Origin of the sequence: Pseudomonas sp. ArH3a (assembly GCF_022648765.1) — a bacterium.
Lineage (GTDB): Bacteria > Pseudomonadota > Gammaproteobacteria > Pseudomonadales > Pseudomonadaceae > Aquipseudomonas.
Window position 1 is genome coordinate 2,556,040 of sequence record NZ_CP080330.1, and the last position, 27,000, is coordinate 2,583,039.

At 60.1% G+C, this 27,000-nt stretch carries 24 protein-coding genes; 14 read left to right on the top strand and 10 right to left on the bottom strand.

The genetic code is table 11. From position 1 onward, the window contains the following. Window positions 1–355 precede the first annotated feature (355 nt). Window positions 356–985 (top strand): LysE family translocator, encoded by a 630-nt coding sequence (locus K0P33_RS11625; RefSeq protein ID WP_094951207.1) that lies wholly within the window; start codon window positions 356–358, stop codon window positions 983–985. 50 nt (window positions 986–1,035) lie between these two features. Here K0P33_RS11625 and inhA read toward each other — a convergent pair whose 3' ends face one another. Then, the gene (gene inhA / locus K0P33_RS11630) at window positions 1,036–1,716 is read right to left on the bottom strand and encodes an isonitrile hydratase (RefSeq protein ID WP_094951208.1); all 681 of its coding nucleotides are present in this window, start codon (window positions 1,714–1,716) and stop codon (window positions 1,036–1,038) included. A gap of 90 nt (window positions 1,717–1,806) precedes the next feature. Here inhA and K0P33_RS11635 point away from each other — a divergent pair, with 90 nt between their 5' ends. After that, window positions 1,807–2,775: a helix-turn-helix domain-containing protein gene (locus K0P33_RS11635; protein ID WP_094951209.1), complete on the top strand. Its 969-nt coding sequence runs from the start codon at window positions 1,807–1,809 to the stop codon at window positions 2,773–2,775. Between the two features lie 84 nt (window positions 2,776–2,859). Here the strand turns inward: K0P33_RS11635 and K0P33_RS11640 are convergent, their stop codons facing one another. The 5 genes from K0P33_RS11640 to K0P33_RS11660 form a co-directional block, all read right to left on the bottom strand. Further along, complete coding sequence (locus tag K0P33_RS11640; RefSeq protein WP_094951210.1) at window positions 2,860–3,765, bottom strand: alpha/beta hydrolase; 906 nt, start codon at window positions 3,763–3,765, stop codon at window positions 2,860–2,862. Window positions 3,766–3,849: 84 nt separating this feature from the next. After that, on the bottom strand, window positions 3,850–4,395 hold the full coding sequence (locus tag K0P33_RS11645; protein ID WP_242155291.1) for a GNAT family protein: 546 nt from the start codon (window positions 4,393–4,395) through the stop codon (window positions 3,850–3,852). Continuing rightward, window positions 4,392–4,871 (bottom strand): cysteine hydrolase family protein, encoded by a 480-nt coding sequence (locus K0P33_RS11650; protein ID WP_242155293.1) that lies wholly within the window; start codon window positions 4,869–4,871, stop codon window positions 4,392–4,394. The genes K0P33_RS11645 and K0P33_RS11650 overlap by 4 nt, the downstream gene beginning before the upstream one ends. A gap of 234 nt (window positions 4,872–5,105) precedes the next feature. Further along, window positions 5,106–6,932, bottom strand: coding sequence for a glycoside hydrolase family 15 protein (locus K0P33_RS11655; protein ID WP_242155296.1), 1,827 nt, complete (start codon window positions 6,930–6,932; stop codon window positions 5,106–5,108). Next, on the bottom strand, window positions 6,925–7,725 hold the full coding sequence (locus K0P33_RS11660) for a glucose 1-dehydrogenase (protein ID WP_242155297.1): 801 nt from the start codon (window positions 7,723–7,725) through the stop codon (window positions 6,925–6,927). The genes K0P33_RS11655 and K0P33_RS11660 overlap by 8 nt, the downstream gene beginning before the upstream one ends. Window positions 7,726–7,881: 156 nt before the next feature. Here K0P33_RS11660 and K0P33_RS11665 point away from each other — a divergent pair, with 156 nt between their 5' ends. The 7 genes from K0P33_RS11665 (at window position 7,882) to K0P33_RS11695 (ending at window position 14,609) form a co-directional block, all read left to right on the top strand. Beyond that, complete coding sequence (locus tag K0P33_RS11665) at window positions 7,882–8,382, top strand: sigma-70 family RNA polymerase sigma factor (RefSeq protein ID WP_242155299.1); 501 nt, start codon at window positions 7,882–7,884, stop codon at window positions 8,380–8,382. 26 nt (window positions 8,383–8,408) lie between these two features. Beyond that, window positions 8,409–9,362 carry a FecR family protein gene (locus K0P33_RS11670; protein WP_094951216.1) on the top strand — a complete coding sequence of 318 codons (954 nt, stop codon included), beginning with the start codon at window positions 8,409–8,411 and terminating at the stop codon, window positions 9,360–9,362. A gap of 108 nt (window positions 9,363–9,470) precedes the next feature. Beyond that, the gene (locus K0P33_RS11675; protein WP_094951228.1) at window positions 9,471–11,876 is read left to right on the top strand and encodes a TonB-dependent receptor; all 2,406 of its coding nucleotides are present in this window, start codon (window positions 9,471–9,473) and stop codon (window positions 11,874–11,876) included. 196 nt (window positions 11,877–12,072) lie between these two features. Continuing rightward, window positions 12,073–13,026, top strand: a complete 954-nt coding sequence (locus K0P33_RS11680) for a hypothetical protein (protein WP_141240553.1) — start codon at window positions 12,073–12,075, stop codon at window positions 13,024–13,026. Window positions 13,027–13,179: 153 nt separating this feature from the next. After that, a complete protein-coding gene (locus tag K0P33_RS11685; RefSeq protein ID WP_242155301.1) occupies window positions 13,180–13,521 on the top strand; it encodes a type III secretion protein in 342 nt (113 codons plus the stop codon). A 175-nt stretch (window positions 13,522–13,696) separates the two neighbouring features. Next, window positions 13,697–14,059, top strand: coding sequence for a hypothetical protein (locus K0P33_RS11690; RefSeq protein ID WP_141240554.1), 363 nt, complete (start codon window positions 13,697–13,699; stop codon window positions 14,057–14,059). 1 nt (window position 14,060) lies between these two features. Continuing rightward, the gene (locus K0P33_RS11695) at window positions 14,061–14,609 is read left to right on the top strand and encodes a type III secretion effector protein (protein WP_242155303.1); all 549 of its coding nucleotides are present in this window, start codon (window positions 14,061–14,063) and stop codon (window positions 14,607–14,609) included. Between the two features lie 24 nt (window positions 14,610–14,633). On the opposite strand, the gene K0P33_RS11700 is transcribed toward K0P33_RS11695, so the two are convergent. Further along, entirely contained in the window at window positions 14,634–15,785 is a 1,152-nt protein-coding gene (locus tag K0P33_RS11700; protein WP_094951220.1) for an MFS transporter, read from the bottom strand. 360 nt (window positions 15,786–16,145) lie between these two features. On the opposite strand from K0P33_RS11700, the gene K0P33_RS11705 reads away from it, so the two are divergent. The 5 genes from K0P33_RS11705 to K0P33_RS11725 all read left to right on the top strand — a co-directional run bounded on the left by K0P33_RS11705 (window position 16,146) and on the right by K0P33_RS11725 (window position 23,246). Next, window positions 16,146–17,132, top strand: a complete 987-nt coding sequence (locus tag K0P33_RS11705) for a diaminopimelate epimerase (RefSeq protein ID WP_242155305.1) — start codon at window positions 16,146–16,148, stop codon at window positions 17,130–17,132. A 303-nt stretch (window positions 17,133–17,435) separates the two neighbouring features. Next, window positions 17,436–19,454 carry a type VI secretion system tip protein TssI/VgrG gene (gene tssI, locus K0P33_RS11710; RefSeq protein WP_242156032.1) on the top strand — a complete coding sequence of 673 codons (2,019 nt, stop codon included), beginning with the start codon at window positions 17,436–17,438 and terminating at the stop codon, window positions 19,452–19,454. Continuing rightward, a complete protein-coding gene (locus K0P33_RS11715; protein WP_094951231.1) occupies window positions 19,454–20,290 on the top strand; it encodes a DUF4123 domain-containing protein in 837 nt (278 codons plus the stop codon). The genes tssI and K0P33_RS11715 overlap by 1 nt, the downstream gene beginning before the upstream one ends. Further along, entirely contained in the window at window positions 20,283–21,074 is a 792-nt protein-coding gene (locus K0P33_RS11720) for a hypothetical protein (protein ID WP_094951221.1), read from the top strand. Before K0P33_RS11715 ends, K0P33_RS11720 begins: the two co-directional genes overlap by 8 nt. 15 nt (window positions 21,075–21,089) lie before the next feature. Next, window positions 21,090–23,246 (top strand): lipase family protein, encoded by a 2,157-nt coding sequence (locus tag K0P33_RS11725; protein ID WP_094951222.1) that lies wholly within the window; start codon window positions 21,090–21,092, stop codon window positions 23,244–23,246. 8 nt (window positions 23,247–23,254) lie between these two features. Here K0P33_RS11725 and codA read toward each other — a convergent pair whose 3' ends face one another. Genes codA through codB form a run of 3 tightly spaced genes read right to left on the bottom strand, consistent with a single transcriptional unit; the run spans window position 23,255 to window position 27,000 of the window. Then, window positions 23,255–24,490 carry a cytosine deaminase gene (gene codA, locus K0P33_RS11730; RefSeq protein ID WP_242155309.1) on the bottom strand — a complete coding sequence of 412 codons (1,236 nt, stop codon included), beginning with the start codon at window positions 24,488–24,490 and terminating at the stop codon, window positions 23,255–23,257. A gap of 27 nt (window positions 24,491–24,517) precedes the next feature. Then, window positions 24,518–25,735, bottom strand: coding sequence for a PucR family transcriptional regulator (locus K0P33_RS11735; protein WP_242155319.1), 1,218 nt, complete (start codon window positions 25,733–25,735; stop codon window positions 24,518–24,520). Beyond that, window positions 25,732–27,000: a cytosine permease gene (gene codB / locus K0P33_RS11740; RefSeq protein WP_242155321.1), complete on the bottom strand. Its 1,269-nt coding sequence runs from the start codon at window positions 26,998–27,000 to the stop codon at window positions 25,732–25,734. The genes K0P33_RS11735 and codB overlap by 4 nt, the downstream gene beginning before the upstream one ends.

Sequence of the window (27,000 nt, forward strand, 5' to 3'; positions counted from 1 at the left end):
CTTAGGATTGCTTTGTCGGTGGGTTGACGATGCTCTGGAGGTGGCGTGCTAGACACGTTAACTGGTATTTTTTGTGGCATTTTATTGACATTCCTTGTTCGAGCACTCGGTGTTGGGGGTGTGTTTTTGAGTGTAGGAACAAATATGAGAATTTTCCTGCTGGATGGGTAAAGCTTTTTTGAGCGGCGGTAGGAAAAGGGGACAAAGAGGGCACGCTAAGTCCCAGAAAGTACGGCCTTTGAGACGGGTGGAAGTTGTTTTTAAACTCAGATAAAAATGTATCCAGCACAATTTTTTGTGGGTTTTTTGACGGCCATTTAATCTGTCCGTTCTTATTGGGGTGGGTGGTTTGAGCATGATTGATTTCTCAACTTTGCTTGTGTTCTCGGGCGCTGTCTTGCTGTTGCTGTTATCGCCGGGGCCGAACATGGCGTTTGTTATCAGCCATGGTGTGAGTTACGGCTGGCGTGGGGGTGTGGCCTCGGGCCTGGGTATCTGCGTGGCGGACGTGCTGCTGACCGCGTTGACCGCCACCGGCGTAACGGCGCTGGTCGCCAGTTGGCCGCCGTCGTTTGATGTGATTCGTTATGCCGGTGTGATTTACCTGCTGTGGCTGGTGTTCAAGACCTTGCAGAAAAGCCCCGGGCTGGACACTGCCCAGGTAAAGCGCGTGCGTCTGAGCCGTGTGTTTGTGCAAGCGATGCTCAACAGTTTGCTCAATCCCAAGGCGTTGCTGTTTTTCATGGTGTTTTTGCCGCAATTCGTCAGGCCGCAGGCCGGCTCTATCACGCTGCAACTGCTGATGCTGGGTGGCGTACTGACCCTGATTGCCGGTGTTTTTCACGTGCTGCTAGGGGTTTTTGGCGGTGCGCTCAGCCGGTTTTTTGCCGGGCGCGCTGGCAGTGCCAAACTGCAGAAATGGGGCCTGGCGAGTGTGCTGATGCTGTTGGCCGCTAGGCTGATGCTGATGTCTCGGCCAGCCTGAGGCCGGCGAGCGGGCTCGCCACACGAAGCCCGCCAGCCACATTCATTGCATCACCCCAACCGCGCCGCCGCCCGTGCCACGATCTCGCCGCGCACCCGACGCGATTCCGCCGTGCGTTTCCTGGCTTCCTCCAGCACAGGCTCGGGCGCGGTGTGCGGGCTGCCCGAATCGAACGGCGGCGCCGGCGCGTATTCAATCTGCAACTGCACCAGTTGCGCGGCGGCCTCGCTGTACAGCTCTGCCGCCAGGGTCAGGGCAAAGTCGATGCCGGCGGTGATGCCGCCACCGGTGAACAAGTTGCCGTCACGCACCACACGCGCCTGCACCGGGATCGCGCCGAGCGGGGCGAGCAGGTCGTGGTAGGCCCAGTGAGTGGTGGCCTTGCGACCGCGCAGCAAACCCGCAGCCCCCAGTACCAGCGAACCGGTGCACACCGACGTCACGTAGCGTGCGGTTTGGGCCTGGGCCTTGAGGAAGTCCAGGGTTTGCGGGTCCTCCATCAACTCGCCTACGCCTGCACCTCCGGGCACGCAAATCACATCCAGGCGCGGGCAGTCGGCATAAGTCATGGTCGGGGTAAACACCATGCCGGTGCTGGACGTGACCGGCGCCAGGTCTTTCCACACCAGGTGCAGCTTCACATCCGGCAGCGAACCCAGCACGTCATAGGGGCCGGTGAGGTCCAGTTGCTGAATGCCGGGGAACAACAGAAAGCCGATCTGCAGGGTCATGAGTGAAGCTCCGATAAAGGGGTGGACGGCTTCACTCTAGCGGCCTAGGCTTTGGCGTATGCGCCATTGAGCCCACAGATTACGCCAATCATGACCCGGACTATTCACGTACTCGCTTTCAATAATGTCCAGGTGCTTGACGTCACCGGGCCGTTGCAGGTGTTCGCCACCACCAATGACTTGGCGCGCCAGCGCGGCCTGCCGTTGCCTTACGCGGTGTCGGTGATTGCCGCGCAGGCAGAACCCGTGATGACCTCCGCCGGCCTGGCACTGGTGGCTGAGGCGCTGCCCGCAGCCGACACGCCTTGCGACACCTTGGTGATCGCGGGCGGCTGGGGTGTGTACGGCGCTGCCGAAGACGTGGAGTTGGTCGATTGGGTGAAGCAAAAAGCCCAGCACACCCGGCGGATGACCTCGGTGTGTACCGGCGCTTTTCTGCTCGCCGCCAGTGGCTTGCTCGACGGCTGTCGCGTAGCCACTCACTGGACCCGCTGCGAAGAACTGGCGCGCAGGTTCCCGTCGCTGACCGTGGAATCCAACCCTATTTTCATCCAGCAAGGCTCGGTGTGGACCTCCGCCGGCGTGACGGCCGGCATCGACCTGTGCCTGGCCCTGGTGGAAGAAGACCTGGGCCGCGCCGTGGCCCTGGAGGCGGCGCGGCACTTGGTGGTATTCCTTAAACGGCCAGGCGGTCAATCGCAATTCAGCGTGGCCTTGTCCCTGCAAAAGGGCGACAGCCGCTTCGCTGATTTGCACGCCTGGATGGCTGACAACCTCACCCTCGACCTGAACATTCCTACGCTGGCCGCCCAGGCCGGTATGAGCGAACGCAGTTTCGTGCGCCACTACCGCGCCGAAACCGGCCAGACCCCGGCGCGGGCGGTGGAGTTGATCCGCGTGGAAACCGCGCGCCGGCAGTTGGCTGACAGCACAGCGTCGATCAAACGCATCGCCGTGCAGTGCGGGTTCGGCTGTGAAGAGACCCTGCGGCGCAGTTTCCTGCGCGCCCTGGACGTCACGCCCCAGGCCTACCGTGAGCGCTTCTACGACCCGGCTTGAACGAAAACGTGCACATTTGTATCAAGGTGCTATGTCGGCGTGATGACCTTGCGCCGTGGGTGGTCCCCTAAGCGCCGCTAACATTCACGCGCGGTCCAGCAACTCGCAGATCGCCGCGAGGGTCGCCTGCGGCGCTTCCTGAGGAATGTTGTGACCCACCCCCGGCAAAACGTCGCGCCGATAAAAGCCAATGAAGTGTTCCACATCGTCATCCTCCACCGGGGCCGGGCCCACGCCATCATCGGCGCCGCAGAGTGAAATCGTCGGCACCGAAATCGGCGGTTGCGCTACCAGCGCCTGCTCGATGGCTTCCACTGCCGGGTCGCCCGGCGCGTACATGAAGCGGTGGCGATAAGAGTGGATCACCACCTCGACAAAATCCGGGTTATCAAACGACGGCGCCGTGCGGCCATACAGCCCCGGCCCCTCGGCCCAGGTCGGCGACCACAGCTGCCACAGCAACTCACACAACTCACGGCGATTGGCAGTCAAACCGTCTACACCGCGCTGGGTGTGAAAGTAGAACTGATACCACAAGCGATGCTCTGTCTCGGGCGCGTGAGGCTCGAGCGACTTGGCAATGTCCTGGATGTTATAGCCGTCCCCGGTTACCAACCCACGCACTCGCTGCGGCCACAACGCGGCGACGATACACGCGGCGCGGCCCCCCCAGTCGTAACCGGCGAGCGTGGCCTGCGGGATGCCCAGGGCATCCATGAAATCCAACAGATCCTTGGCCAACACCGCCTGTTGACCGGAGCGCATCACCTGCTCGTTGATAAACCGCGTAGGGCCATAACCCCGCAGGTACGGCACCAACACCCGGCAGCCACGCTCAGCCAGGTGCGGTGCGATGTCATCGTAGGCACGCGGGTCGTAAGGGAAGCCGTGCAGCAGGATCACCGGTTCACCGTCTTCTGGGCCATGGGCTTCGTAGGCTACTTCGAGCAGGGGCGTACGCACAGACAGCAGTGGGGCGGAAATGGTCATGATGGGCTCCTCGAAGCCGGCCAAAAGTGCTTGAACTCTAGTCAAATGCTGTGACGGGGTCACGGGGATTCGCAGGCAATGTGCTTACTTGTCTAGCCACTCCTGTACCAACAACCCTAACACCACAAGGTCATGCCGCTGGCCATTCCAAAACCCCGCCTCTCGCAATGTCCCTTCGGCTTTGAAGCCCAAACGTTGCAACAGCGCCAGTGACGCCGTGTTGTGCGGATGCACCCAGGCTTCAATCCGATGTAATTGCATGTGCGTAAAGCCCCAGTCGAGCATCGACCGCAAGGCTTCGCTCATCAGACCTTGGCTGCGGGCTGCGGGTGCCAGTTCGCAGGAGAGGGCGCAGCTGTTCCAGCTGCGATTCCATTTGAACAGGCCGCAGCTGCCGATCAGTTCGCCAGCTCGTTCAATCCCCCAGCGTGTGCCGGGGTTGGGCTGGGTGCGCCATTGGGCGAAGGTGTCGATCAAGGCGTGGGCCTGGGCCAGGTCGGTCATCGGATCGGCGCCAAACCAGCGCATGTTGGCGGTGTCGCCATGGATGGCGCATAACGCCGGGGCGTCGGTTGCGCGTAATTCGCGCAGGCGCAGGCGCGGGGTAGCAAGCGTCGGGAATGCATTCATGAGGCGGTCGTCGCGATTACTTGGGCGCGATCTACTACGTTGCCGAAGTGATGCCGCCACAGGTCAACGCCTAATTTGCCTGACCGATCCAGCGATGAGCCCACGGTCAAGTCGCTGATCAATGTCGGCTGCAGCCCCGCATCAAACAATGCGAAGCCGGCCGCGAGGACGCAGGTGTCGGTCTGGATGCCACACACCAGCACGCGGTCCGGCGTCAGGCTTTTCAGGTAGTCGAGGGTCTCGGGCGTGGGGGCATAGCCGTGTTTGATGAAGATGCGCTCGGCGGCGATCAGGCTGTGGTCGTCCGGCGCAGGTTGCCAGCCGAGTTGGCGAGTGAAGGGGGTGATGCTTTCGTCGTGGCGCTCCACGGTGGCCACTGATGGCAGGCGCCCGAGCAAGGTGTTAATGCCATCGACCAGCCACGCGGGCGGGTTGAAACAGGGTTGCACGTCGATGATCAGCAGTACCTGGCGCATGGGGTTCCTGGTGGCGGCTTGGGGCTGCCTATTGTGCACCATAGACCTGATCCTGGAAGCTGAACTCAATCAAATGTGGGTGCTGGCTTACCTGCGATGCAGCCCCCTCGGTTTATCAGTGACACACAGTCGATGCCATCGCAGGCAAGCCAGCTCCACATCTGAATCTCATTACTTTCAGGTAGAGATTGGCGGCTTTAGAGCTGTTTTTTTGCTTCTACCCCTCAGGCCTCCTCAGGGTTGCCAGGTGGTCTTCGTGCCACTGAGCTTACGGTCCAAAAACGTTGCCGCGCTGATCAACGCTAAATGGCTCAGCGCCTGGGGCGTATTGCCCAAGTGATGCGCCTGGTTATCGAACTCTTCGGCATACAGCCCCAACGGATTGGCGTATCGCAACAGTTGTTCAAATTCCAAGTGCGCCTTTTCCACTTGCCCAGCGCGGGCGAGGCATTCGACGTACCAGAACGAACAGGCAGCAAACGCGCCTTCGGTGCCTTGCAAACCGTCGATCTGGCTGTCGTCGTTGCGGTAGCGGTAGACCATGCCGTCACGCACCAGGCTTTTCTGAATCGCCGCAAGCGTCGACAGCCAGCGCGGGTCGGTAGCCGCAACGAAGCGCACCAGCGGCATCAACAGCATCGAACCGTCGAGTGCGGTGCTGCCGATATGCTGCACAAAGTGCCCGCGTTCTTCGTTCCAAAAGTTACTCCAGATATCCGCATAGATCGCCTGACGCGTCTGGTCCCACCGCGCGAACGGAGCGGGCAGCGAGCGCTTGGAAGCCAGGCGGATTGCGCGGTCCAGCGCCACCCAGCACATCAGCCTCGAATGCAGGAAGTGATGCTCCTCACCGCGCATTTCCCAGATGCCCACGTCCTTGCTGTTCCAGATCTCGCAGACCTGATCAGCCACTTCCACCGTGTGTTTCCAACCTTCGTGGGAGATGGCTTCACCGTATTTATTGACCAGGTACACCGCATCCATCAGCTCGCCGTAGATATCCAGCTGGATCTGGTCGAAGGCCTCATTGCCGATACGTACTGGCTTGGCACCACCGTGGCCGCTGAAGTGATCAAGCGTGGTTTCCGGCAGTTCCTGGCGGCCGTCGATGCCGTAGAGGATGTTGATTTTGGTCGGCTGGCCGCAGCAGTCGCTGACGCGGCCTTTGAGCCAGCGCATGTAAGCGTTGGCTTCTTCGATGAAGCCCAGGCGCATGAATGCATAGACCGTGAACGAGGCGTCGCGGATCCAGGTGTAGCGGTAATCCCAATTGCGCTCGCCGCCAGGGGTTTCCGGCAGGCCGAAGGTGGCGGCGGCGATGATTGCGCCGTGTTTGCGTGAGGTCAAAAGCTTCAGCGCCAGGGCCGAGCGGTTAACCATTTCGCGCCAGCGCCCACGGTAATTCGATTGTGCGATCCAGCCGCGCCAGAACTTCAATGTGTGTGCTAATGCCAAATCGGTGCAGCCGCTGTTGACCCGTGGATCATCTTGGCCGCCGAGGACGAACTCGGCGCCTTCTTCCTGGGCCAGGGTGAAACTGGCCACGGCGGCATCGGCTTCGATCTGCATTGCGTGGCTGCTCGCCAAGCGCAGGCCGGGCTGGCCGTCGGCGGCGAAATAGACCATGCCGTCGTCGATACTGGCTTGGGTCGGCGTGCGCGCGTAGTCGTGGCGTACGGCGCAGCGCAGATGGATTGTGGCTGTGCCGCTGACTACTCGTACGCGACGAATCAGCAGCGGCAAATCATCAATATCTTCACTGATGACCAGCAGGTCGGTGATTTCGACCACCGCCTCATCGCTTAGCCAACGGGTTTGCAGCACGTTGGTGTCGGGCAGGTAGATTTGTTCACGGCGGGCGTTTTTCAGGTCGGGTGTGAGCTGGAAAACACCGGCCTCGGGCGTGTCGAGCAGCGAGCAGAAGATCGACGGGCTGTCAAATTCCGGCCAGCAGAAAAAGTCGATACTGCCGCGGTCATTGACCAATGCCGCACTGCGCATATCGCCAATAATACCGTGGGCATCGATGGCGCTCTGCTGTTCATTTTTAAAATCAACCATTGCCACGAAACTCCGGATAAAGGCTCATGCCACCATCAATAAACAGGGTGCTGCCCACCACATAGTCGGAGGCATCACTGGCCAACCACACCACCGCGTTCGCCACGTCTTCCACGTCGCCGACGCGGCCATAGGGAATCAACTTCAGCAGCTCTTTTTCTGCCGCGCCTTCGGTGGCCGCACGGTTGATCGCCGTACGAATAGCGCCGGGCGCAATGCCGTTGATGCGGATACGCTGCTCGCTGACTTCCTGGGCGAGGGTGCGCATCAACATCTCCACGCCGCCTTTGGAGGCGGCGTAATTCACATGCCCGGCCCAAGGGATGATTTGGTGCACTGAGCTCATGTGAATGATTTTGCCGGCGGCGCGCGACACGCCATCGCGCACGCCCTGGCGATTGAAAATGCGCACGGCGGCGCGGGCACACAGGAACTGGCCGGTGAGGTTGACGCCGATCACCGTGTTCCAGTCGTCGAGGGTCATGTCGACCAGGTTGGCGTCTTTTTGCAGGCCGGAGTTGGCCACCAGAATGTCCAGATGCCCGAAGGCATCGAGGGTCTGGGCGAACAGGCGTTCAACGTCGGCCTCTTGGGACACATCGCCGCCGATGGCAATTGCACGGCCGCCGTTGGCGTTGATCTGCGCAGCGAGGGCTTCGGCCGGCGCCGCCTGGGAGTTGTAATTGAGCACCACCGCCGCACCGGCCTCGGCCAACGCTTTGGCGGCGCCTGCGCCGATACCGGAACTGGCACCGGTGACCAGGGCCACTTGTTGCTGCAAGGAGATCTGCATTGCCCACCCACCGTTTTAAGAGAGTCTTTGCAGCTGACTGGCGGCGCGTGGCGGAAGTTCACCAGTGGGAAGTCCAAGGCGCGGCGACGGGAAGCAATTGCCCCACTTAATAGGAAGCATTACTATTCACGCCCCCGCCTCCCCAGTGCTCACGCAATGATCCCTCAGCCGCCCCGTAGAACAGGCTTTTTCGAGCATTACGAAGAGTTGATCGGCACCTGGACACGCCGCCTGAGAAACCGTCAGCAGGCTGAAGACCTGGCCCACGACACCTTCGTGCGAGTGCTTGAGTCGCGTTCAAGCGAGGTTGAGCAACCACGCGCCTATCTGCATCAAACAGCGCGCAACATCGCCGTTGATGCCTACCGGCGTGAAGACCGGCGTGAGGCGCTGGCGCTGGAGACCTTTGACCAGCGTTCGCCCCACAGCGGCGACCCGGAGCATTTTATGCACGCGATCCAGTTGGCGGACTCCATCGAGCGGGCCTTGGCCGAGCTGCCGCTTAACTGTCGCAAGATATTTATCTGGCAGAAAATCGAAGGCCTCACCCAGCAGGAAATCGCCGTGCGCCTGGGCCTGTCTAAAAACATGGTTGAAAAGTATATGATCCGCACCTTGCGGCATCTGCGTGACCGTCTGGAGGCGCTGGCCCCATGACCCGCTTTGATGAAACAGGACCTTCCATGATGGATAGCCGTGCTCGCGACGAAGCCGCGCAATGGTTTGTACGCTTGCAAGACGCCGAGCTGAACATCGAAGAGCGCCGGCGTTTCGACGCATGGCGCGCAGAACGGCCTGAGCACCAATATGAATTCGACGTGCTGCAAGGGGTGTGGAACGCCACCGACTTGTTGCCCAAGGCCCGTTTGCAGGCCTTGTGTGATGCGCCGGTGGAGCGGCCCATGCGCCGTACCATTGTGCGTTATGCGGTCGCCGCAAGCGTGGTGGCTATCGCCTTGGGCCTGGGCTTGTTCAGCGGCCTTGATCATCCAAAAGCTTACAACGCCGAGTTCAGTACGCGCTTGGGGGAGCACCGCCAGGTGGCTTTGCCCGACGGTTCGGTGATGGACCTCAACAGCCGCAGCGTGGTCGCAGTGCATTACGAAAAAGGCCGGCGCGGCGTGGAGCTCAAGCAGGGCGAAGCGATGTTCAGCGTCGAGCATGACGCCAGTCGACCCTTTGTCGTCGCCGCCGGGGCAGGGCAGGTGACAGTTACCGGTACGCGCTTTGATGTGCGCCGCGATGATGATCAGACCCGTGTGGTGGTCGAGGCTGGCACGGTCAAGGTCCAGGGGCGTGCATCGGACCGGATCGTCACGCTTACGGCGGGCCGAGGCACGCAAGTCGATGCCGTGGGGCAAGTGGCTGCGGCGTACGCGGTGAATACCGATGAGTTGACCGCCTGGCGCAGCGGCAAGCTGGTGTTCAACAACGCCAGCCTTGGCGAAGTGGCCCGCGAAGTGTCGCGCTACCGCGAGCAACCGTTGCGGGTCAGTACCGCTGCGGTGAGCAGCCTGCGCTTGACCAGTGTGTTCAAATCCAGCGACACCGACGCCTTGCTCAAAGCCTTGCCGCACATCCTGCCGGTCGCCTTGCGTACCTTGCCGGACGGCAGCCAGGAAATTATTTCACGCTGAGGTTCAGGTTATTTTCGAGTTCTTCGTCTTCTCTTGCAACTGCAACTGGTTTGCATTAATAGCCGCACGCTCTTGCGATTACAGGGGTTTGATGTGAAAAGCTTCGATGTGAAAAAACTGACCGTCTCCCACAATAAAATTTCCCGCTGGGTGCCCCTGGCCCTGGCGCTTGCTGTCAGTGCCGGGCTGCCTGCGGCTTATGCTAACGACGGTATCCATATCCGCGCCCAGCCTTTGGGGGCGGCATTGAGCCAACTGGGTCAGCAAACGTCCCTGCAAGTGTTCTTCAACCCCGACATGGTCGCCGGCAAGCAAGCGCCTGCGGTGGACGGCAACCTCTCGCCCGAACAAGCCCTGCGCCAGTTGCTGCAAGGCAGCGGCCTGGATTACCAGATCGACGCCGGTTCAGTGACCCTGCGCCCGCAAAGCAACGGCACCGGTGAAGCCGGCTCGCCGCTGGAACTGGGCGTCACCGATATCAAAGTGGTCGGCAACTGGCTGGGCGATGCTAACGCCGAAGTGGTGCAGAACCACCCGGGCGCACGTACGGTCATCCGCCGCGAAGCCATGGTGGAGCAGGGCGCGATGAACGTGGGCGATGTGTTGCGCCGCGTCCCTGGCGTACAGGTGCAGGAATCCAACGGCACCGGTGGCAGCGATATTTCACTCAACGTGGGCGTGCGCGGCCTGACCTCGCGCCTGTCGCCACGCTCCACCGTGCTGATCGACGGCGTGCCGGCGGCCTTCGCACCGTATGGCCAGCCTCAACTGTCGATGGCGCCGATTTCCGCCGGCAACCTGGACAGCATCGATGTGGTGCGTGGCGCCGGTTCCGTGCGTTATGGGCCGCAGAACGTCGGCGGTGTGATCAACTTCGTGACCCGCGCTATCCCTGAGACATTCTCCGGTGAGGTCGGCACCACCCTGCAAACCTCCGCCCACGGCGGCTGGAAGCACATCGAAAACGCCTTTATCGGCGGCACGGCGGATAACGGTATCGGCGCGGCGTTGCTGTATTCCGGGGTCAAGGGCGATGGCTATCGCAACAGCAACAACTCCAACGACATTGACGACGTGATCTTCAAGACCCACTGGGCACCGACCGATCAAGACGACTTCTCGCTGAACTTCCACTACTACGACGCCAGTGCCGATATGCCGGGCGGCCTGACCCAGAAGCAGTTCAGCGCCAACCCGTACCAATCGGTGCGTGACTGGGACAGTTTCAGCGGGCGCCGCAAGGATGTGTCCTTCAAGTACATCCGCCAGATCGACGACCGTACCCAGGCCGAAGTGCTGACCTACTACTCCGACAGTTTCCGCGGCAGCAATATCGCCAACCGCGACCTCAAGACTCTCAGTTCCTATCCGCGCACCTACTACACCTTCGGTATCGAGCCGCGGGTGTCACATGTATTCGACGTGGGGCCGAGCACCCAGGAAGTCAGCGTCGGTTATCGCTACCTTAAAGAAGGCATGCACGAGCAGGCCACCAGCCTGAACCTGGTCAACAATGTGCCGACGCCGGGCGGCCAGAGTGACGGTCACGTCTATCAGGACCGTACCGGTGGCACTGAGGCCAACGCCTTCTATATCGATAACAAGATTGATATTGGCAAGTGGACCATCACGCCGGGTATTCGCTTCGAAGACATTCGTACCGAATGGCATGACCGCCCGGTAGTGGCCTTGAATGGCACCCGCACCCAGGAAAAACGCCGCGAGGTCAATAACAACGAACCGCTGCCGGCCCTGAGCGTGATGTACCACGTCTCGGATGCCTGGAAAGTGTTCGCCAACTACGAAACCTCCTTCGGCAGCCTGCAGTACTTCCAGCTCGGGCAGGGCGGTAACGGCGACCAGACGGCCAACGGCCTGAACCCGGAAAAAGCCAAGACCTACGAGGTCGGTACGCGCTACAACGACAGTGTGTGGGGCGGCGAAGTGACGTTGTTCTACATCGACTTCTCGGATGAGTTGCAATACGTCAGCAACGACGTGGGCTGGACAAACCTGGGGGCGACCAAGCACCAGGGTATTGAAGCCTCGGCCCACTATGACCTGTCGAACCTCGACCCGAGCCTGGACGGCCTGACCGCCAACGCTGGTTTCACCTACACCAAGGCCACCTCTGAAGGCGATGTGCCGTTCAAGGGCCGCGACCTGCCGCTGTATTCGCGTGAAGTGGCGACTGTGGGCCTGCGTTACGACATCAACCACTGGACCCATAACCTGGACGTCTATGCCCAGTCCAGGCAACGTGCGCCAGGCACCGGCACCACCTACATCACCCAAGGCACCGCCGATGGTCAGTACGGCGACATCCCGGGTTATGTCTCGGTCAACGTGCGCAGCGGGTATGACTTTGGTGCGCAACTGTCGAACTTGAAACTGGGTGTGGGCGTGAAAAACGTCTTTGACCAACAGCACTACACACGCTCCAGTGACAACAATTCCGGGTTGTACCTGGGCGAGCCACGTACGTTCTTCGTACAGGCGAGTGTCGGGTTCTGATCTGCCGTTGATAGGAAAAATCGCAGCCTAAGGGCTGCGATTTTTTTTGCCTGTTTCCTACGCCGGTTCACGCGATTTTCTGCTTGATCAGGAACCTATTCCGACAGATACGCCACACAGGAGGCAAACCTGGTCGGCTTCCACATAAGCGGGCAGCGACAGGTTGATAATCGTACCCCTTGCCCTGGAGGCACTTATGTCGGTATCGAATACCACTGTTTCTGTATCAATTTCATCCAGTGCGGACACCACGCAGGTTAATTCCAACCCCGTAGCCCAGGCCAGTGCTTTTGCGTCGACTACGGCGCCCTACCACAGCCACAACGGTGCAAGCGTCAATTTTCACGCATCGCAAAGTCAGGGTGGGCCGGTGTTTGGCCAGCAACAACAGGCAGCGAGTCATCATAATTATTTCAATAGCTCAGCCCATTCCCAAGATTTTTCTGCCATGACGCACCATGCCTCACACTACGGGGGCACGCAGCAGCTTGAGCAATGGGGGAGGCCTTGGATGGGCAGGCCCAACCCACCCATTAATGCGCATGGCCCGTACCCGATCACGCTGGGTAAGCCGGACCCGCTGTATTCGAAGAAAAGCAACGATCAACTGGCGACCGATCTTCTGAGAAACGCCCGCGCGTTTACAACGCCGGGTAACCGTTCGACTATCAGTAAGAGCGCTATTGAAGAAATGGCGTATCAAAAACCAGGCCGAAACCCTGTGATGAATCAAAACATTCGGCTGGCCAGCGAGCTCTTAAAACGTCCCGACGTGATGGATGCCTTTTTCCGGCAGCCGGGTACAGGTGAGCTTGGCGATCAGGTAGAAATCAGCAACCTCAGTGCGTTCAACCGCGATCCAAACCCCTTGAAATACAGCACTGATAAGCAAGTAGTTCAGGAGCTGCTGAGCCATTTCGATAATTTCACAGAGCACTTTGGTAGGCGCCAGATCGGCATCGGCGATCTCCAATATCTGGCCGGTCTAGGCCTGACGGGCATCCCTTCACTGGACCACTATCTTCAGTTGAGTAAAACGGCCGTCAATCGCAGTGACTTGCTGGAAATAATGGACAACGTTGCGAGTAAATATGGCGACAAGCGAATCAGCCAGGAAGGCCTGATGTTGTTGTCCCTCGGGATGGCATAACGCAGTGCAATAAGGCGCTGCTAACACGTAGCGGCGCCTCGTGCTTCGAATTGTGCAAGGAACTATTTCCACACATTTGCCACTCAGGGCATACACATCCAGCGGCTTTGACGGAGCCGGTCGCTTTTTCAGACACTGAATCAGGGCCCTGACATGACTTCAACTTCGTTTCAATCCTGCCAAGCGGGTGGCCATGACACCCTTCACAACAGCCATCTGGTTGAACGCTCACCCTCGGTAAACGGTGAGGGCGCGTCGCAAGATGTGCTCGGTGTGGCGCTGTCGAACGACTACGCCGCAGAACAGCAGCGCATGAAAGCGCTCGCGGGACAGCGTAGATTCCAGGCCCCGGTTGCCGATGATTTCGCTCGTGGCATGCTTGCCCCAGACGATGGCGGCGCGACAGTCACTGCGTCGCTGAAACGCTCCAATGGCGTATGGGCCGCATTGACGGGTGGCCTTACAGCCAGGTGGCGTGGGCAAAAATCTGTTTGATCCAGCGGCCCACTTTTTTACATGCTGTCATTAGTATTCAGCGGTTGCCCGGAACGATTGCATTCAACTCACCACATATCGGTTGCTAGCCGCCCTGGAATGGATTCGAAGAATTTGGGTGCCTCGATGGTGGCCTTCAGGCAAGCGTAGATCCGGAAAAGGTGGGAGATGAAACATGAAAATTGAGAGTGCAATACCGCACGTACAGCCAACGGCCATGGGCGTGCCAGAGGCTGGTCGGGCTTCGTCACCACCCAGTGTTCAGCCGCCTGGCGATGATCATTTCGCCCCGCCGGAGGTAGCGCGGCCGCGCCCCGGCCTGTGGCGCGGAACCTCGCTTTCGCCGCGCCGCCAGGCATTGCAGAACGCGCCGACTGTTCGTGCGAACACAACCCCGCCGGGCCCGAGCTTTACCGATAGCCAACTAGCGAGCGAGTTTCAGAAACACTTTGGCGAATTGCACGACTTTTTACAGGACGGCCGCCTGACGCTGTCATCCCTGCGCAAGATTGCGGCTCAACCGCTGGGGGGCGATTAACGTGCGCGACAGCATCATTCTGGTGGCCAGGGAAATTATCAGTCGCCCGCTACTGAACGATTCGATCATTGATGGCGACGGGTACATCACCCGCGACAGCCTGGGCGCAGCCGCATCAGCCTTGCGCGGTAACAGCTCCCCCAGCGCCTTCAGCCAGGATCCTTTCCATGGCCTGGGCAATGCCGACGTGGTTCAGGCCCTGCAAGGCTACTTCAAGCAATTGAGGGATAAGCCCAAGGACCGCACGGTTTTTTTTGAAACCTTTGAGTACGTGCATATTGCACTGCTCAGAACCGTGATGAATGACCCCGACGACACTGACTCAAATGGCATGCCCATTTTGGAACCGTCCACTGGGCTACCCAAGAAAAAGTACAGCGAACACTGTGTGTACACGGCAAAAAACATCATTGAACGCCCAGGTTTATTGCGTTCGTTAGAGCGCGCCAACAACATGCGCTTGTTAGGTCGCCCCAAGCATGAGGGATGGCTTTGCAATCGAAGCCTGGAGCGCTGGCTGGAACAGCATGGGGTGCACAAGGCCAGGTAACGCCTGGCCTTGAGCAGCAGCGGTTTACACTTTGAGAATTTTACCGCTGATGGCCACACCAGCCAGCAACATCGCAATCAGTACAAAGGCGGTGCTCAAACTGCTGCCGTGGGCGATAAAGCCGATCACCGCAGGGCCTGCGAGAATACCGGCATAACCCAGGGTGGTGATGGCCGGCACCGCAATATGCTCCGGCATAACTGTTTGCTTACCTACCGCGGTGTACAGCACCGGCACGATATTCGAACAACCGGCGCCTACCAAGGCATACCCCAGTAGCGCGGTTTCCCAGGCGGGGAAGAGTGTGGCGAGTAACATGCCGGCGGTGGCCAGCGCACCGCCAATCACAATCACCCGGGTGGCGCCCAGGCGTCGAACAATCGCATCACCGGTCAGGCGGCCTGCGGTCATGGTCAAGGCAAAGGCCGCGTAGCCAAGCCCGGCGTAAGCCTCATCGAGACCCCGCTCGGCGCTGAGGAACACTGCGCTCCAATCCAGCACGGCGCCTTCGGCCAGAAACACGATGAAGCACAGGCAGCCGATAAACAGCACCACGCCGTGAGGCACGGCAAATGCCGGGCCCGAGCTTTCACTGCCGTAGGGCAACAGGTGTGGCCCGGCCTTGAGCAGCGCGGCCGCCATGATGACAATCACCACCAGGGTCGCCTGCAACGGCGACAGGCCCAACCCCAGCAGCCCGGAAACACCTGCCGCGCCGACGATGCCGCCCAGGCTGAACAAGCCGTGGAAGCCCGACATCATGGTTTTGCCGCTGGCACGCTCCACAATCACCGCTTGCAGGTTGACCGTCGAATCCACGGTGCCTAGGCCTGCGCCAAACAGAAACAAGCCTGCCATCAGCAGCGGGATCGAACTGACCGTGGCGAGCATCGGCAGTGCCAGGCAGATCATGATCGTGCCGGCAGTCAGCACACGTCGGCAGCCAAAGCGTGATGCCAAGGCACCCGCCACTGGCATCGCGATGATCGACCCCACCCCCAGGCACAACAGCAACAGGCCAAGCGTGCCCTCATTGAGTTGCGCGCGCGCTTTGGCGTACGGCACTAGCGGTGCCCAAGCGGCGATACCGAAGCCGGCGATGAAAAAAGCGATACGGGTCGACATTTGCTCCAGCCGCCCGGGAACCACGGGCGCTGGGGTGGGGATGGCAGTCATGAAAAATCCTTGGTTTTGCGTTCAACGAACGATGTCCGGCGCGACATCCTTGCACATCAGGCCTTGTCGAGCGAGCCAGGTTCCCTGCGGATTGCGGATTGCGCTTGGGATAACGACTTTTATTTTTACAAACTCGGAACGCTCTGCACGAAGTCGCCACACATAAGCGTATCGAACGTGCGGGATGTGGCCTGGAAGGTGCGTAATCCTGGTGAGAATTGCTGAACCCCGGGGTTCTTGCACTGGATTACCACCTTCCAGGCCACCTCCCACAGGTTGGCGGTTCTGTAATACGCTGCCGTTCCAGTGTGTAGGCAATTGGATGGGCGAGCCGATGAAGGTTTTGAAACGGGTGGCAAAATGACCTTGTTCTACGACGCGCGGGGCAATATCTACGGCGTGGTCAGCCCGGCGTATCTGCGTAACCAAGGTGTTGACGTGCCCGAGCACGCGGGCCTGGCCGCGAGTACTCGCAAGGCTTGGACACCGTCGGCTATCGCCGCCGAATGTGGGTGGGGCGCCTTGCCCCATGCGGCCGATGCCAAGGCACACCGCTGCGATGGTTTGTTGGTCGGGCCATTTCAGGCCGCGCCGCCGTTTGACGTGCTGATCGTCAATACGGATGGCTCACTCGCCGAACGCAGCGGCAACGGCTTGACCATTTTTGCCCAGGCGCTGACCGATCAAGGCTTGATGACTCAGGGCTGTGAATTGCGCGTCCATCACGACAACGTGCACACGGCGTCACCGCTTGCGACCTATGTGGAACCTGCGGTCAACGAACAGGTTGCGGGCTTCTGGCTGGCCCTGGGGCAGCCGGCGTTCGGGCCATCTGCAGTGGCGGCTTGCGGTATTGAGCCGATCACTATGGGGCATCGAGAATTCAGCCATGTCGCTGCGCTGGCTGCGATCAACCCGCAATGGGCGCACAGCCAGTTTGTCCGTGTCGGTAACCCCCACTGCGTGACGCTCGTGGAGCACGCAGGGGCATTACCTGACAATCAGTCGATGCATCAGAGCGCATTGTTTGACCCTTTGCAGGCGATTGCCTTTGCGCCACCGGTGGGGCGCGGCCAACCCTGTGTGGCTGGCGTCAACCTGCAATGGGCCGCAAGGTCTTCGGGCAATCGGGTGATTGCGCGAGTGTTTGAGCGGGGCGAGGGGCCAACTGCGTCCTCCGGGACCAGTGCCAGTGCTGTGGCATGCGCGGCATGGCGGGCCGGTTGGGTTGAGGCTGGAGAAGTGGCCGTGGTCATGCCAGGTGGCACTGCGCCGGTACGGTTGCAGGGTCAGGCTGAAATATTGCTGAGCGTCAGTTTGTTCGGGACTGCACAGCGGCAAACCTGAATGTTGGTGTGCGGCTGATATCTTGAATAAGTGTCGGCTGTTTCCTTATCAACTAGTTAAGTTTGTAAAGTTGATGTGGGAAGTTTCTTGTTGTGGAAATGTGTTTAATTGATCGTTTGTCTTGTTTTGTAAAAGACACTTCCTCTCAAGTCGTACGAAACTTCTTTTTTGTTTTTTTTGGCGCCGCAATTCGCCTGTAATCGCTAAGCTTTAGGGCGTTCAGGTGCTTTTTTCCAGCAGTTAAATCGGTATCCGATGGGAGAAAGCCTTTCAATCAAATCATTGATGATGGGTAACTTGCGGATGGTTGATGCGTTTGTTTTTTCACGTTTTAAATTGATACTTCCACAAGTGAACAACGACTTTCAGGTGTTGGCCTTCAAAGGCAGCGAGTCCCTGGACCAGCCTTATTTCATTGAGTTGCAATTAGTCAGCGAAAACCCTTCCCTGGACCTGGAGGCGCTGCTCCACCAGCCTGCCTATCTAGACGTTGGCGAAGCGGATGCGGGCCTGCATGGGCAGGTCTACGCCATTGGCCGGGATGACCCCGGCGCCCGGCTGACCCGCTATCACCTCACCCTGGCACCCCGCCTGGCGTGCCTTGCCCATCGGCGTGACCAGCGGATCTTCCAGCAACGCAGCGTGCCGCAGATCATCGTCGCGGTACTCGAACACCATGGCATCTTTGCCGACGCCTATGCCTTCGAACTTGGCCCTGTGGTCTATCCGCCGCGCACGTTCTGTGTGCAATACGCGGAAAGCGACCTGCACTTTATCCAACGGCTGTGCGAAGAGGAGGGCATTCACTACCACTTTCGCCACAGCCCGAATAATCATTTGCTGGTGTTTGGTGATGATCAAACGGTGTTTCGACGCTTGCCTGTGCAGCAATACTGCGCGGTGGGCGACCTGGCGGCTGAAACAAGAGCGATCCGGCGTTTCGACGTGCGCCTGGAAACCCGCAGCCGCCAAACGGTGCGCCGCGATCATGACTTCGAACATCCGTCGTTGCGCCTGCAACAAAAGGCCAGTGCTGCAGCGTTGCAAACCCTTGAAGATTACCGTTGCCCCGCCGGTTTTACCGGCCACGCACGTGGCAAGCAACTGGCACGTCGGGGGTTGGAACGCCATCTGAGCGATCGCCATCGTGCATTGGGTAAAAGTGATCAACCGGCGTTAAGCAGCGGCTACTTTCTAGAGCTGCGTGATCACCCGGACCCTGCCTGCAACGACCTGTGGTTGATCACGTCGGTGCGTCATGAGGGGTATCAACCGCAAGTGCTGGAGGAGGCCGTGCTTGAGGCTGACGTATTCCAAGGCTATCGCAATCGATTCACCGCTACGCCATGGCGTGCAGCGCATCGACCGCCCCTCAAACATCCCAAACCGACGATCAGCGGCAGCCAGACGGCCACGGTGACAGGGCCGGAAGGCGAGGAGGTGCATTGCGATGCCTACGGTCGGGTGAAGGTCCGTTTTCACTGGGACCGGCTGGACAAAACCGACGATAAAAGCAGTTGCTGGGTCCGAGTGGCTTCCGGCTGGGCAGGCGATGGCTTCGGCGCGATGCTGATCCCTCGGGTGGGCATGGAGGTGCTGGTGACCTTTCTGGACGGCGACCCCGACCAGCCCTTGATCAACGGCTGCCTGCCCAATGCGTTGCACATGCCAGCTTATCCTTTGCCACAACACAAGACGCGCAGCGTGTTGCGCAGTTGCAGCGCCCTGGGCGGCGGCGGGGCCAACGAGCTGCACCTTGAAGACCGTCGCGGCGAGGAGCTTATCTACCTGCGCGCCCAACGGGACCTGGAGCAGCAGGTGGGGCATGACAGCCGCCTGGAAGTGGCCGGAGAGCGCCGTGAAATCATTCGTGGGGCAAGCACGGTTCGCCTGGAAAGCGAAGAGCACCATCACACCACGGGTAATCGCAACGTGGTGCTCCAAGCGAATGATCGCCTGGATGTGCAAGGTAACAGTGAGACCCGTGTGGGGCGCACGCTGGTCATCGAAGCCGGGCAACAGGTTTATCTCAAGGCCGGTGCCAGCCTGGTCATCGATGCAGGCGCACAATTGAGTTTGCAGGCCGGGGGAGAGCACCTGATGATCCAGGCGGGTGGGGTGTTCAGCAGTCGGCCCATCACTGTCGGCGGCGCCCCGCCTGCAAGCGTGTCGGCGAACCCGTTTTCTGCAGCGGGTGGCCCGAAGTTTACAGCGGCGCAGGGCGCCATCATGGATACGGCCCGGCAGTTAGGTGCCGACTACTGCCCAGTGTGTGAGCAATGCCGTGAAGGTCGGTGTGACATCCCAAGGAGGGCTGCATGATGGAGCGCATGCCCAGCCTGTGGATGGCCCGACAGCAACAGGCGGGGCGCCGCCTTTGTTTGATCCTTGAGGGAAACAATGACGCCCGCGAGCCGTTGTTGGCGGCTCGTAATGTTTCGCAGTACTGCTTTCTCTACGGTGAAACGGCCGTGGCCGAGCTGGCAACTCTTGGCCCGGTGATCCTGCTGCTGGAGCAGGTAGGGGAACCCGCGCTGGTTCAATTGCTACAACAGCCGCAGGCGAATTGGGGCTGGCTGGGCAGCCTGCCCGATGATGACCTGGCCGGAGTGGCTCGACACTGGCGCGAGCGAATGTTGGTAGGGCCCGCAGGCAGCCAGGCGCTGTATCGCTTTCACGATAACCGTACCGTGGCCCGCGCTTTAGCCCACCTGCCGATCGAACGTTGGCCGGTGTTTCTCGGGCCACTGATCAACGTGTACTACTGGCATGAGGGCCACTGGTGCGAGGGCGAAAACCCTGCCCCCGGTGAGTACCCGACGCCTGTGCCCGCGCCCTGGCTGAACACGCCCAACCCTCAGGCCGACGCCATCCTGCACGCCAATATCCTGCGCTACCTGCTGACCGAGCACGGCGAGGGCTTGGCCGCCTTGGTCGAATTTCAGGAGCCCAGAATCTGGTTGGCCCAGGTGCTGGAACAAGCACGCGGCTGGCAATGGCGTGGGCCGCAGCAACTTGAATTCCTGGTGGTTCGCAGGTTGGAGGAGGCGACGCGAAGCAGTGTGATCCAGTGGCAGCCGCTGCAAGAGGAGGCGCCTGGCGATCATTTTGAGCGAGTGTCGCAGCAGTGGCGCACGTTGAGGAGTAAGCATGAGTAAGCGACTGCGTGGCGCCTTGATTGCGCTTGTAACGGGATGGCTTTCGGGGTGTGCACTGGTGCCGTCGGGGCCGGTGAATCACTTTACGCTGGAGGTGGACTTGCCGGCGCAATTCAGATTTGTAGGCGCGGCTTACTATGAACCCGCCAGGTACCAAATGTGCAAGTTGCCACAGCGTCGAGGCAACAGGCCTGAACGCAAGATCATTATTGCTGAATACAAACCCGTGGCTGGAAGGATGAGTTATGACCTGCCGTTGACTCAAACCATTGAGGGGTGCCCTACGACGCTACACCGTGTGATCTTCGAATTTTATGCGAAGTGGGGCGAGCGCAGCAGTGATGTCGGTGGGGATCTGGGGGGGATCTACTTTATGGATCCTATTGAGTCTGAGGATGTGGCGGGGATGCCGGATTCGGGCGTACAGGAATTACCTGGGCAATGTATGTGGTTTTTTCGGACGGTGGGGCGGTCGCATGCGATCAGGAAACTGCTGGAATGCAAAGCATTGGACGCAATGGGACAGCGGCAAAAAGTCCGGGCGGGTGGGCTTGTACAGCGCGAGCTGCTACCCGGAAAGACACTCAGGCTGGTGCTGGCATTTACAGACGAGGAGGCGCCGGCTTTTGACCGACGGTGGATAGCTGTACCAGGCGGCTGGAAACGCTGCCGGGGGGAAAGTTATGAGGATACGCGGGGCATTTGCGACAGCGATACAACAGACTTTAAACCCATAATAATGCCGGATGGACGCTCTTGTGATGTCTATCCCACGTGTAAATAACAAGGGAACTGGTTCATGAAACAGGAAGCATGGAAGCAACCTTTTTTTAGTAGCAAGATGCCTGCTTGCGCGTTGAAAGGGCACTGGGCAAGCTTTTGTCTGGTTGATGAAGCGGGCTGTGGGAAGGCGTACGGCGGGCTCGCGTACAGCATCTGCGACAGTACAGGCCAGCAGTACAACGGAAGGCTGACGGGTGAGGGATTTGCCAAGCTGCAAGGGTTTTACTGCGGTCCCGTCGTGCTTGCTTTGGAAGGGCTGTATTCTGGGAAAGAGGAGCCGTATTTTGAATTGAGTACGCGCCAGACTTACAGGTTACCTATCACCGAACTCCAAATTCGCGCTGAACAAACCCGCTTTGTTGCGGCTGATGGTCAGCGCATTGAGGGTAACCCCGCACAGCGGCAAGCGGATCGGTTTTATCAGGTTGAAGTACGCGACTTGGTCCGACATGTTGCCCACTTGCCGCCGTTGGCGCCCCGGATCTTCGCACCTCAGCGGCACGCGCTAAGAATGATGGCTGAGCTTGGGTTCGGTCCGCCTCAGCCGGCTTTGTCAGGCGTTGTGCTGTTCCCTAACCTGCACACAGTGCTGGAAGTACGACCGTTGCGTGCGCTACGCCCGATGCTGTCCGGGGATGATCGGTTTTGTGCCTTGAACCTGTATCAACTGGCGCTCATGTCTACGTTAAGTTACTGCGAATTTGGCCAGGAGCCTCCAACCCGACCAGTGGATAAAGTCAGCTTTCCGCGGGATCCAAGCATAGGGAATTTGTTTGCGGAAAAACTCTCGGGGTATCAGGAAGCCTGGAAGGTCGACGGTAAGCAGGTTCAACGCTTTTATCCGCTCTATGAGGAAGTCGCCTACTCACAGCGCTTTGAAATTGTGCCCTTCGATCCGGAGTTGTATTCGCAGAACCGTACGCAGCTTGGAGCGAAACAGGAGCATCCTGCTCTCGTGCACTTTTTCGACGATAAAAATTTCGGCACTGATACGCAGGCATTTATTACTCACCACGATGAAGTCATCCTGATTGCTGTGCGAGGCACCGCCAGTGGCGCTGACGCACTGCGAGACGCAAACGCTCACCAAGTGCCGTTTGCCGATGGCGTAGGTAAAGCCCATGAAGGCTTCTATCTGGCCTATCGAGCGATGCGCGAATTTGTCTTGCAATACCTCGATAAATTTCACGACCGCCAACGCATTATCATTTGTGGGCACAGCCTTGGTGGCGCCATCGCCTTGCTACTGGCAGAAGGGCTGCGTCGAGTCTCCAGCGCCCACTACAACATTCTTCTCTACACCTACGGTGCGCCTCGCGGCGCCGACACCGAGTTCACCGAAGGCGCCTCATCCCTGGTCCACCACCGCATCGTCAACCACAACGACCCGGTCCCCAGTGTTCCCGCCACATGGATGAACACCACCGCCAAACTCTGGGTTCCTGGGGCCGTGATATTGTTCAGTGCCCCAGCGTCGGGCGGCTTGTTATTCGCCGCCGGGCTGGTGCGCGTCGTTGGCAATCCTTACCAGCATCATGGTGAACAACAGCACTTCATGCCGATTACGCTTCCGGATGGCACGCACTCCTCGGTGTTATGGCGGCCCGCGTGTGAGTCCATCCTGGAGGCCGGCTGTAATCGGGCGCTGCAACTGCAGGGCGACATGCCCGACCGCGCCAACCTGCTGAAACAACTGTTCCAGGCCAGCCAACACTCCATGACCGCCAGCTATATTCCAGCAGCCTGGGCCACATTTCGTCGCTGGCAACAAACCGTGGATAGGCAAGGGCCTTTGGTCACGCCAAGAGAGTTCGAGCTACTGGACCATGCGCTCGAAACCATGACTCAACAACTGCGCGACAAAAACCGCGAGCTTGATCGCCGCCGCCCTTCAAACCAGCGCGGATATGGGCACGAACATAACCAGGCGTTGAATGCTGAAATCGATCGGTTGCGCACCAGTCGCCAGCGCCTGGAAACCCTACGCTGGCGACGTCTGGAAGCGCGCGACGTATACGGCAGTCACGCGTCCTCCAGCTATTTGCAACCCAGCCTGAAGCGCTGGTTCAGCCACCACGAAAACCGTGTGCTGGCGCAAGTTGCCAGTATTCCTTCACCGACTCATAACGGCCCAGGGCGTGCGCAACCGTTGGACCTCGATTCGATTGTCTGAAATGGCGCCTATAAAAACGCCACCTGCGCCGGTTGCCGTTTCATCAGCACCTTGCCATTGCGGATCGAGTACAGCGGCAGGCCTTGGCTGCGGATCACCTCGTAGTCGCTGTCGGCCGACAAGATCAACAGGTTGGCCGGGCGCCCAGGTTCCAGGCCATAACGCTCACCCAGGGCCATGGCTTTGGCGCTGTTGTCGGTGACCAGGTCCAGGGCGCTTTGCAGGTTGCGGTAGCCGAGCATGTGGCAGATGTGCAAACCGGCCTCCAGCACACGCAGAATGTTGCCGTTACCGAGGGGGTACCAGGGATCGACAATGGAGTCCTGGCCGAAGCACACGTTCATGCCGGCTTCGAGCAGTTCGTTGACGCGGGTCACGCCGCGGCGTTTCGGGAAACTGTCGAAACGCCCTTGCAGGTGGATGCTTTCGGTGGGGCAGGAGACGAAGCTGATGCCCGAGTGCCCCAACAGGCGGAACAGTTTGGCGCAGTAGGCGTTGTCGTAAGAGCCCATGGCCGTGGTGTGGCTGGCGGTCACGCGCGCGCCCATGTCACGGCTGCGGGCTTCTTCGGCGAGCACTTCGAGAAACCGCGAGTGCGGGTCATCGGTTTCGTCGCAGTGCACGTCCACCAGGCAGCCGGTGCGTTCGGCCAGGTCCATGAGGAACTTCACCGAACTCACGCCTTGGTCGCGGGTGTATTCAAAGTGGGGAATGCCCCCTACCACGTCGGCACCCAGGCGGATGGCTTCTTCCATCAGTTCGCGGCCCTTGCGGTAGGACTCGATGCCTTCCTGGGGAAACGCGACGATTTGCAGGTCGATCAGGTGCGAGCTTTCTTCGCGCACATCGAGCATGGCTTTGAGCGCTGTGAGGTCGGGGTCGGTGACGTCGACGTGGGTGCGCACATGCTGGATGCCGTGGGCGGCCAGGGCCTGGATGGTTTTCTTGGCGCGGGTCTTGGTGTCCTCTTGAGTGATGGTGGCTTTACGCTCGCCCCAGCACTCGATGCCCTCGAACAGCGTGCCGCTCATGTTCCAGCGCGGCTCGCCGGCGGTCAGGGTGGCGTCGAGGTGAATATGCGGCTCAACAAAAGGCGGTATGACCAGGTTGCCGGCGGCGTCCAAGTCGCCGGCCGTTAAAGCAGGCACCCGCGTTTGTGGGGTGATGCTGGCGATCCGGCCGTGTTCCAGGTGCAGATCATGCAGGCCTTCACGGTTGCGCAGGCGGGCGTTGATGATATGCATGGGCAAGTTCCTCTTGGCTAAAGACAGTCAGGCAGATAGCCGCCAGATCATCAGGGCGATGCCGATGTCCAGGCGGTCATATGAGTTGTCCAGCGTCAGCCCACAGAGGGCTTCGATGCGCTGGACGCGGTGCGTCAGGGTGTTGCGGTGCACGGCCAGGCGCTGGGCGGCGGCGACTAGATTACCATTCTCGTGAAACCAGGCTTCCAGGGTCGGCATCAGGCTTGGGCCATGGTGCAGGTCGTGACGCAGCAACGGCCCCAAGCGCTCGTTAAGAAACTGGTCGAGCAGGGCGCGATCACGCACGCCGCTGAGCAGTTTCAACACGCCCAGTTCGTCGTACACACAGAGCCCGTTGCGGTCGCTGAAACGCCGCGCCGCCGTCAGCGCCTGGCGTGCCTCATCGTGCGCCTGGGCCAGGCGCGCAGGTGGGTGCGCAGCGGCGCTCAGGCCGATAAACAGCTTCAAGGGTGCCAGGCGCTGGTTCAAGGGGTTAAGCCAAGCGGCCAATTGCTCACGGTTGGCCAGCGCCGCAACAGCATCGGTGGCCGGCAGCAGCAAGGTCCATTGCCCAGCCCGCCCCAGCACCGGCAACAGCGCATGATGCTGCGCCGAAAACTGCCGCAACCGACGGCCAATACTGTCGTGCTGGCGCGCCAACTGCGCCTCCACCTGCGCCGTGTCGTTTTGGGCAAATAACGCCTCGCCACCCTCCAGTTGCAACTGGACGATCTGCCAATGCCCTGCCAGCGACATGCCCAGTTGCGCGGCGCGATGCAGTAACACCTCCAAGGATTGATAATCACCGGCCAGCAAGCGCTCCAGCACATCATGCCGCGAACGGCCCAGTTGCTCGGACTGGATCAACGCCGAGCCAATCGCCTGGGTCACCAGCACCATTTTCAGCGAATAAGGTTGCTCGATCAGCGGCATACCGGCGGCTTCGGCGGCGTCCAATAAGCGTTGGGGAATCGCCTGGATATAGGCAGGCCCTGTAAGAATCACCAACCCGGCGACTTGGCGCTGACAGGCCTCATCCAGCAAACGCAGCAAGTTGGCCTCATCGCGCGGGTGGTTGATACCGGTGACGAACACCAGTTCGCCACCCAGTACCCATTCGGCGATCCCACTGTTTTCCGCGACATAGGGCCAGCGCACGGTGTTATCGCGGCCGGTGTCACCGGCGCGCAGGCGCATCGATTCCAGGCCCGGCAAGGCCAGCACATCCGCGACCGTCAGGCTCATACCGGGGCGTCAGCCAGCGGCGCACGTACGCGCAGTACTAATGTCAGCACTATGTAGGTCAGCGACGCCGCCACAATCCCCACCAACGGCGCTACCCATGGCGAGTGGAACGCCAGCACGGTGCCCACCGCATAGGCCACCAGCCCAGGCCAATTGAAGGCGGGCAGGCGTGTCTCGGCCAGGCGCGGGTACTGGCCGCGATAGCGGTAGAAGAAATCGGCCATGATCACCCCGCCGATTGGCGGGATCACCGTGCCCAGCAGAATCAGGTAGGGCACCAGCATGTCGTACATGCCGAGCAGCGCCAGCAGGGTGCCGATCACTGCACCGGCGAGCGTCACGGTCTTGCGGCGTTTAGTGCGTAGCAGGTTGCAGCCGGCGACGGCGAAGTTATAGATGGTGTTGTCCTGGGTGCTCCAGATATTGAGCAGCAACATGGCCATTGCCGCCATGGCGAAGCCTTGCACCAGCAACACTTCGACCACGTCCGGTTGTTGATAGACGATGGCGCCATACGCCCCGATCAGCACCATCAAGCCATTGCCGACAAAAAATCCAATCAGGCTGGCCAGCACCGCGACCTTGGCCGAGCGGGAGAATCGCGTCCAGTTGGTGGCTTGGGTCGCGCCGCTGACAAAGGTGCCGAACACCAGGGTGATCGCGGTGGACAAGTCCAGTTCAGCCGCGGGCACCACCGCCAGCAGGCCATCCAGGCCGCCGACTTTAACGGTGGCGACCCACATCGACACAAACAGCAAAATGCCCATGGCCGGCACTGCGATGTAGGACAGGATCTCCAGCCCGCGATACCCCACATACGCGGTGGCGCAGAACACCATGCCGAACAGCACCATCAACCCCAGCACGCTGCCTTGGCTCAGCTCGAAGTACTTGCCCAGCACCACCGCGGCGGTGGCGGTGCCCCAGGCGTACCAGCCGATCTGGGTGAAGCCGAGGATCAAGTCACTGAGCTTGCTGCCCACTTCGCCAAAGCAGAAGCGGCCCATCAACACCGAATTCAAGCCACTCTTGAAGGCGATGTAACCCAGGCCAGCGGCGTAGATGCCCAGCAGTAGGTTACCCAAGGCCACGACGCCGAGCATGTCGGTGAAACTGAACGCTACGCCCAGCTTGCCGCCGGCAAACATGGTCGCGGTAAAAAACGTAAACCCCAGCAGCACCATGGCGGTGGACGCCAAGCCTTTGCGCGCATGCATCGGCACTTCGCTGAGGGGGTAATCGTTGCCCGGTTCTTGCTGCGTCAT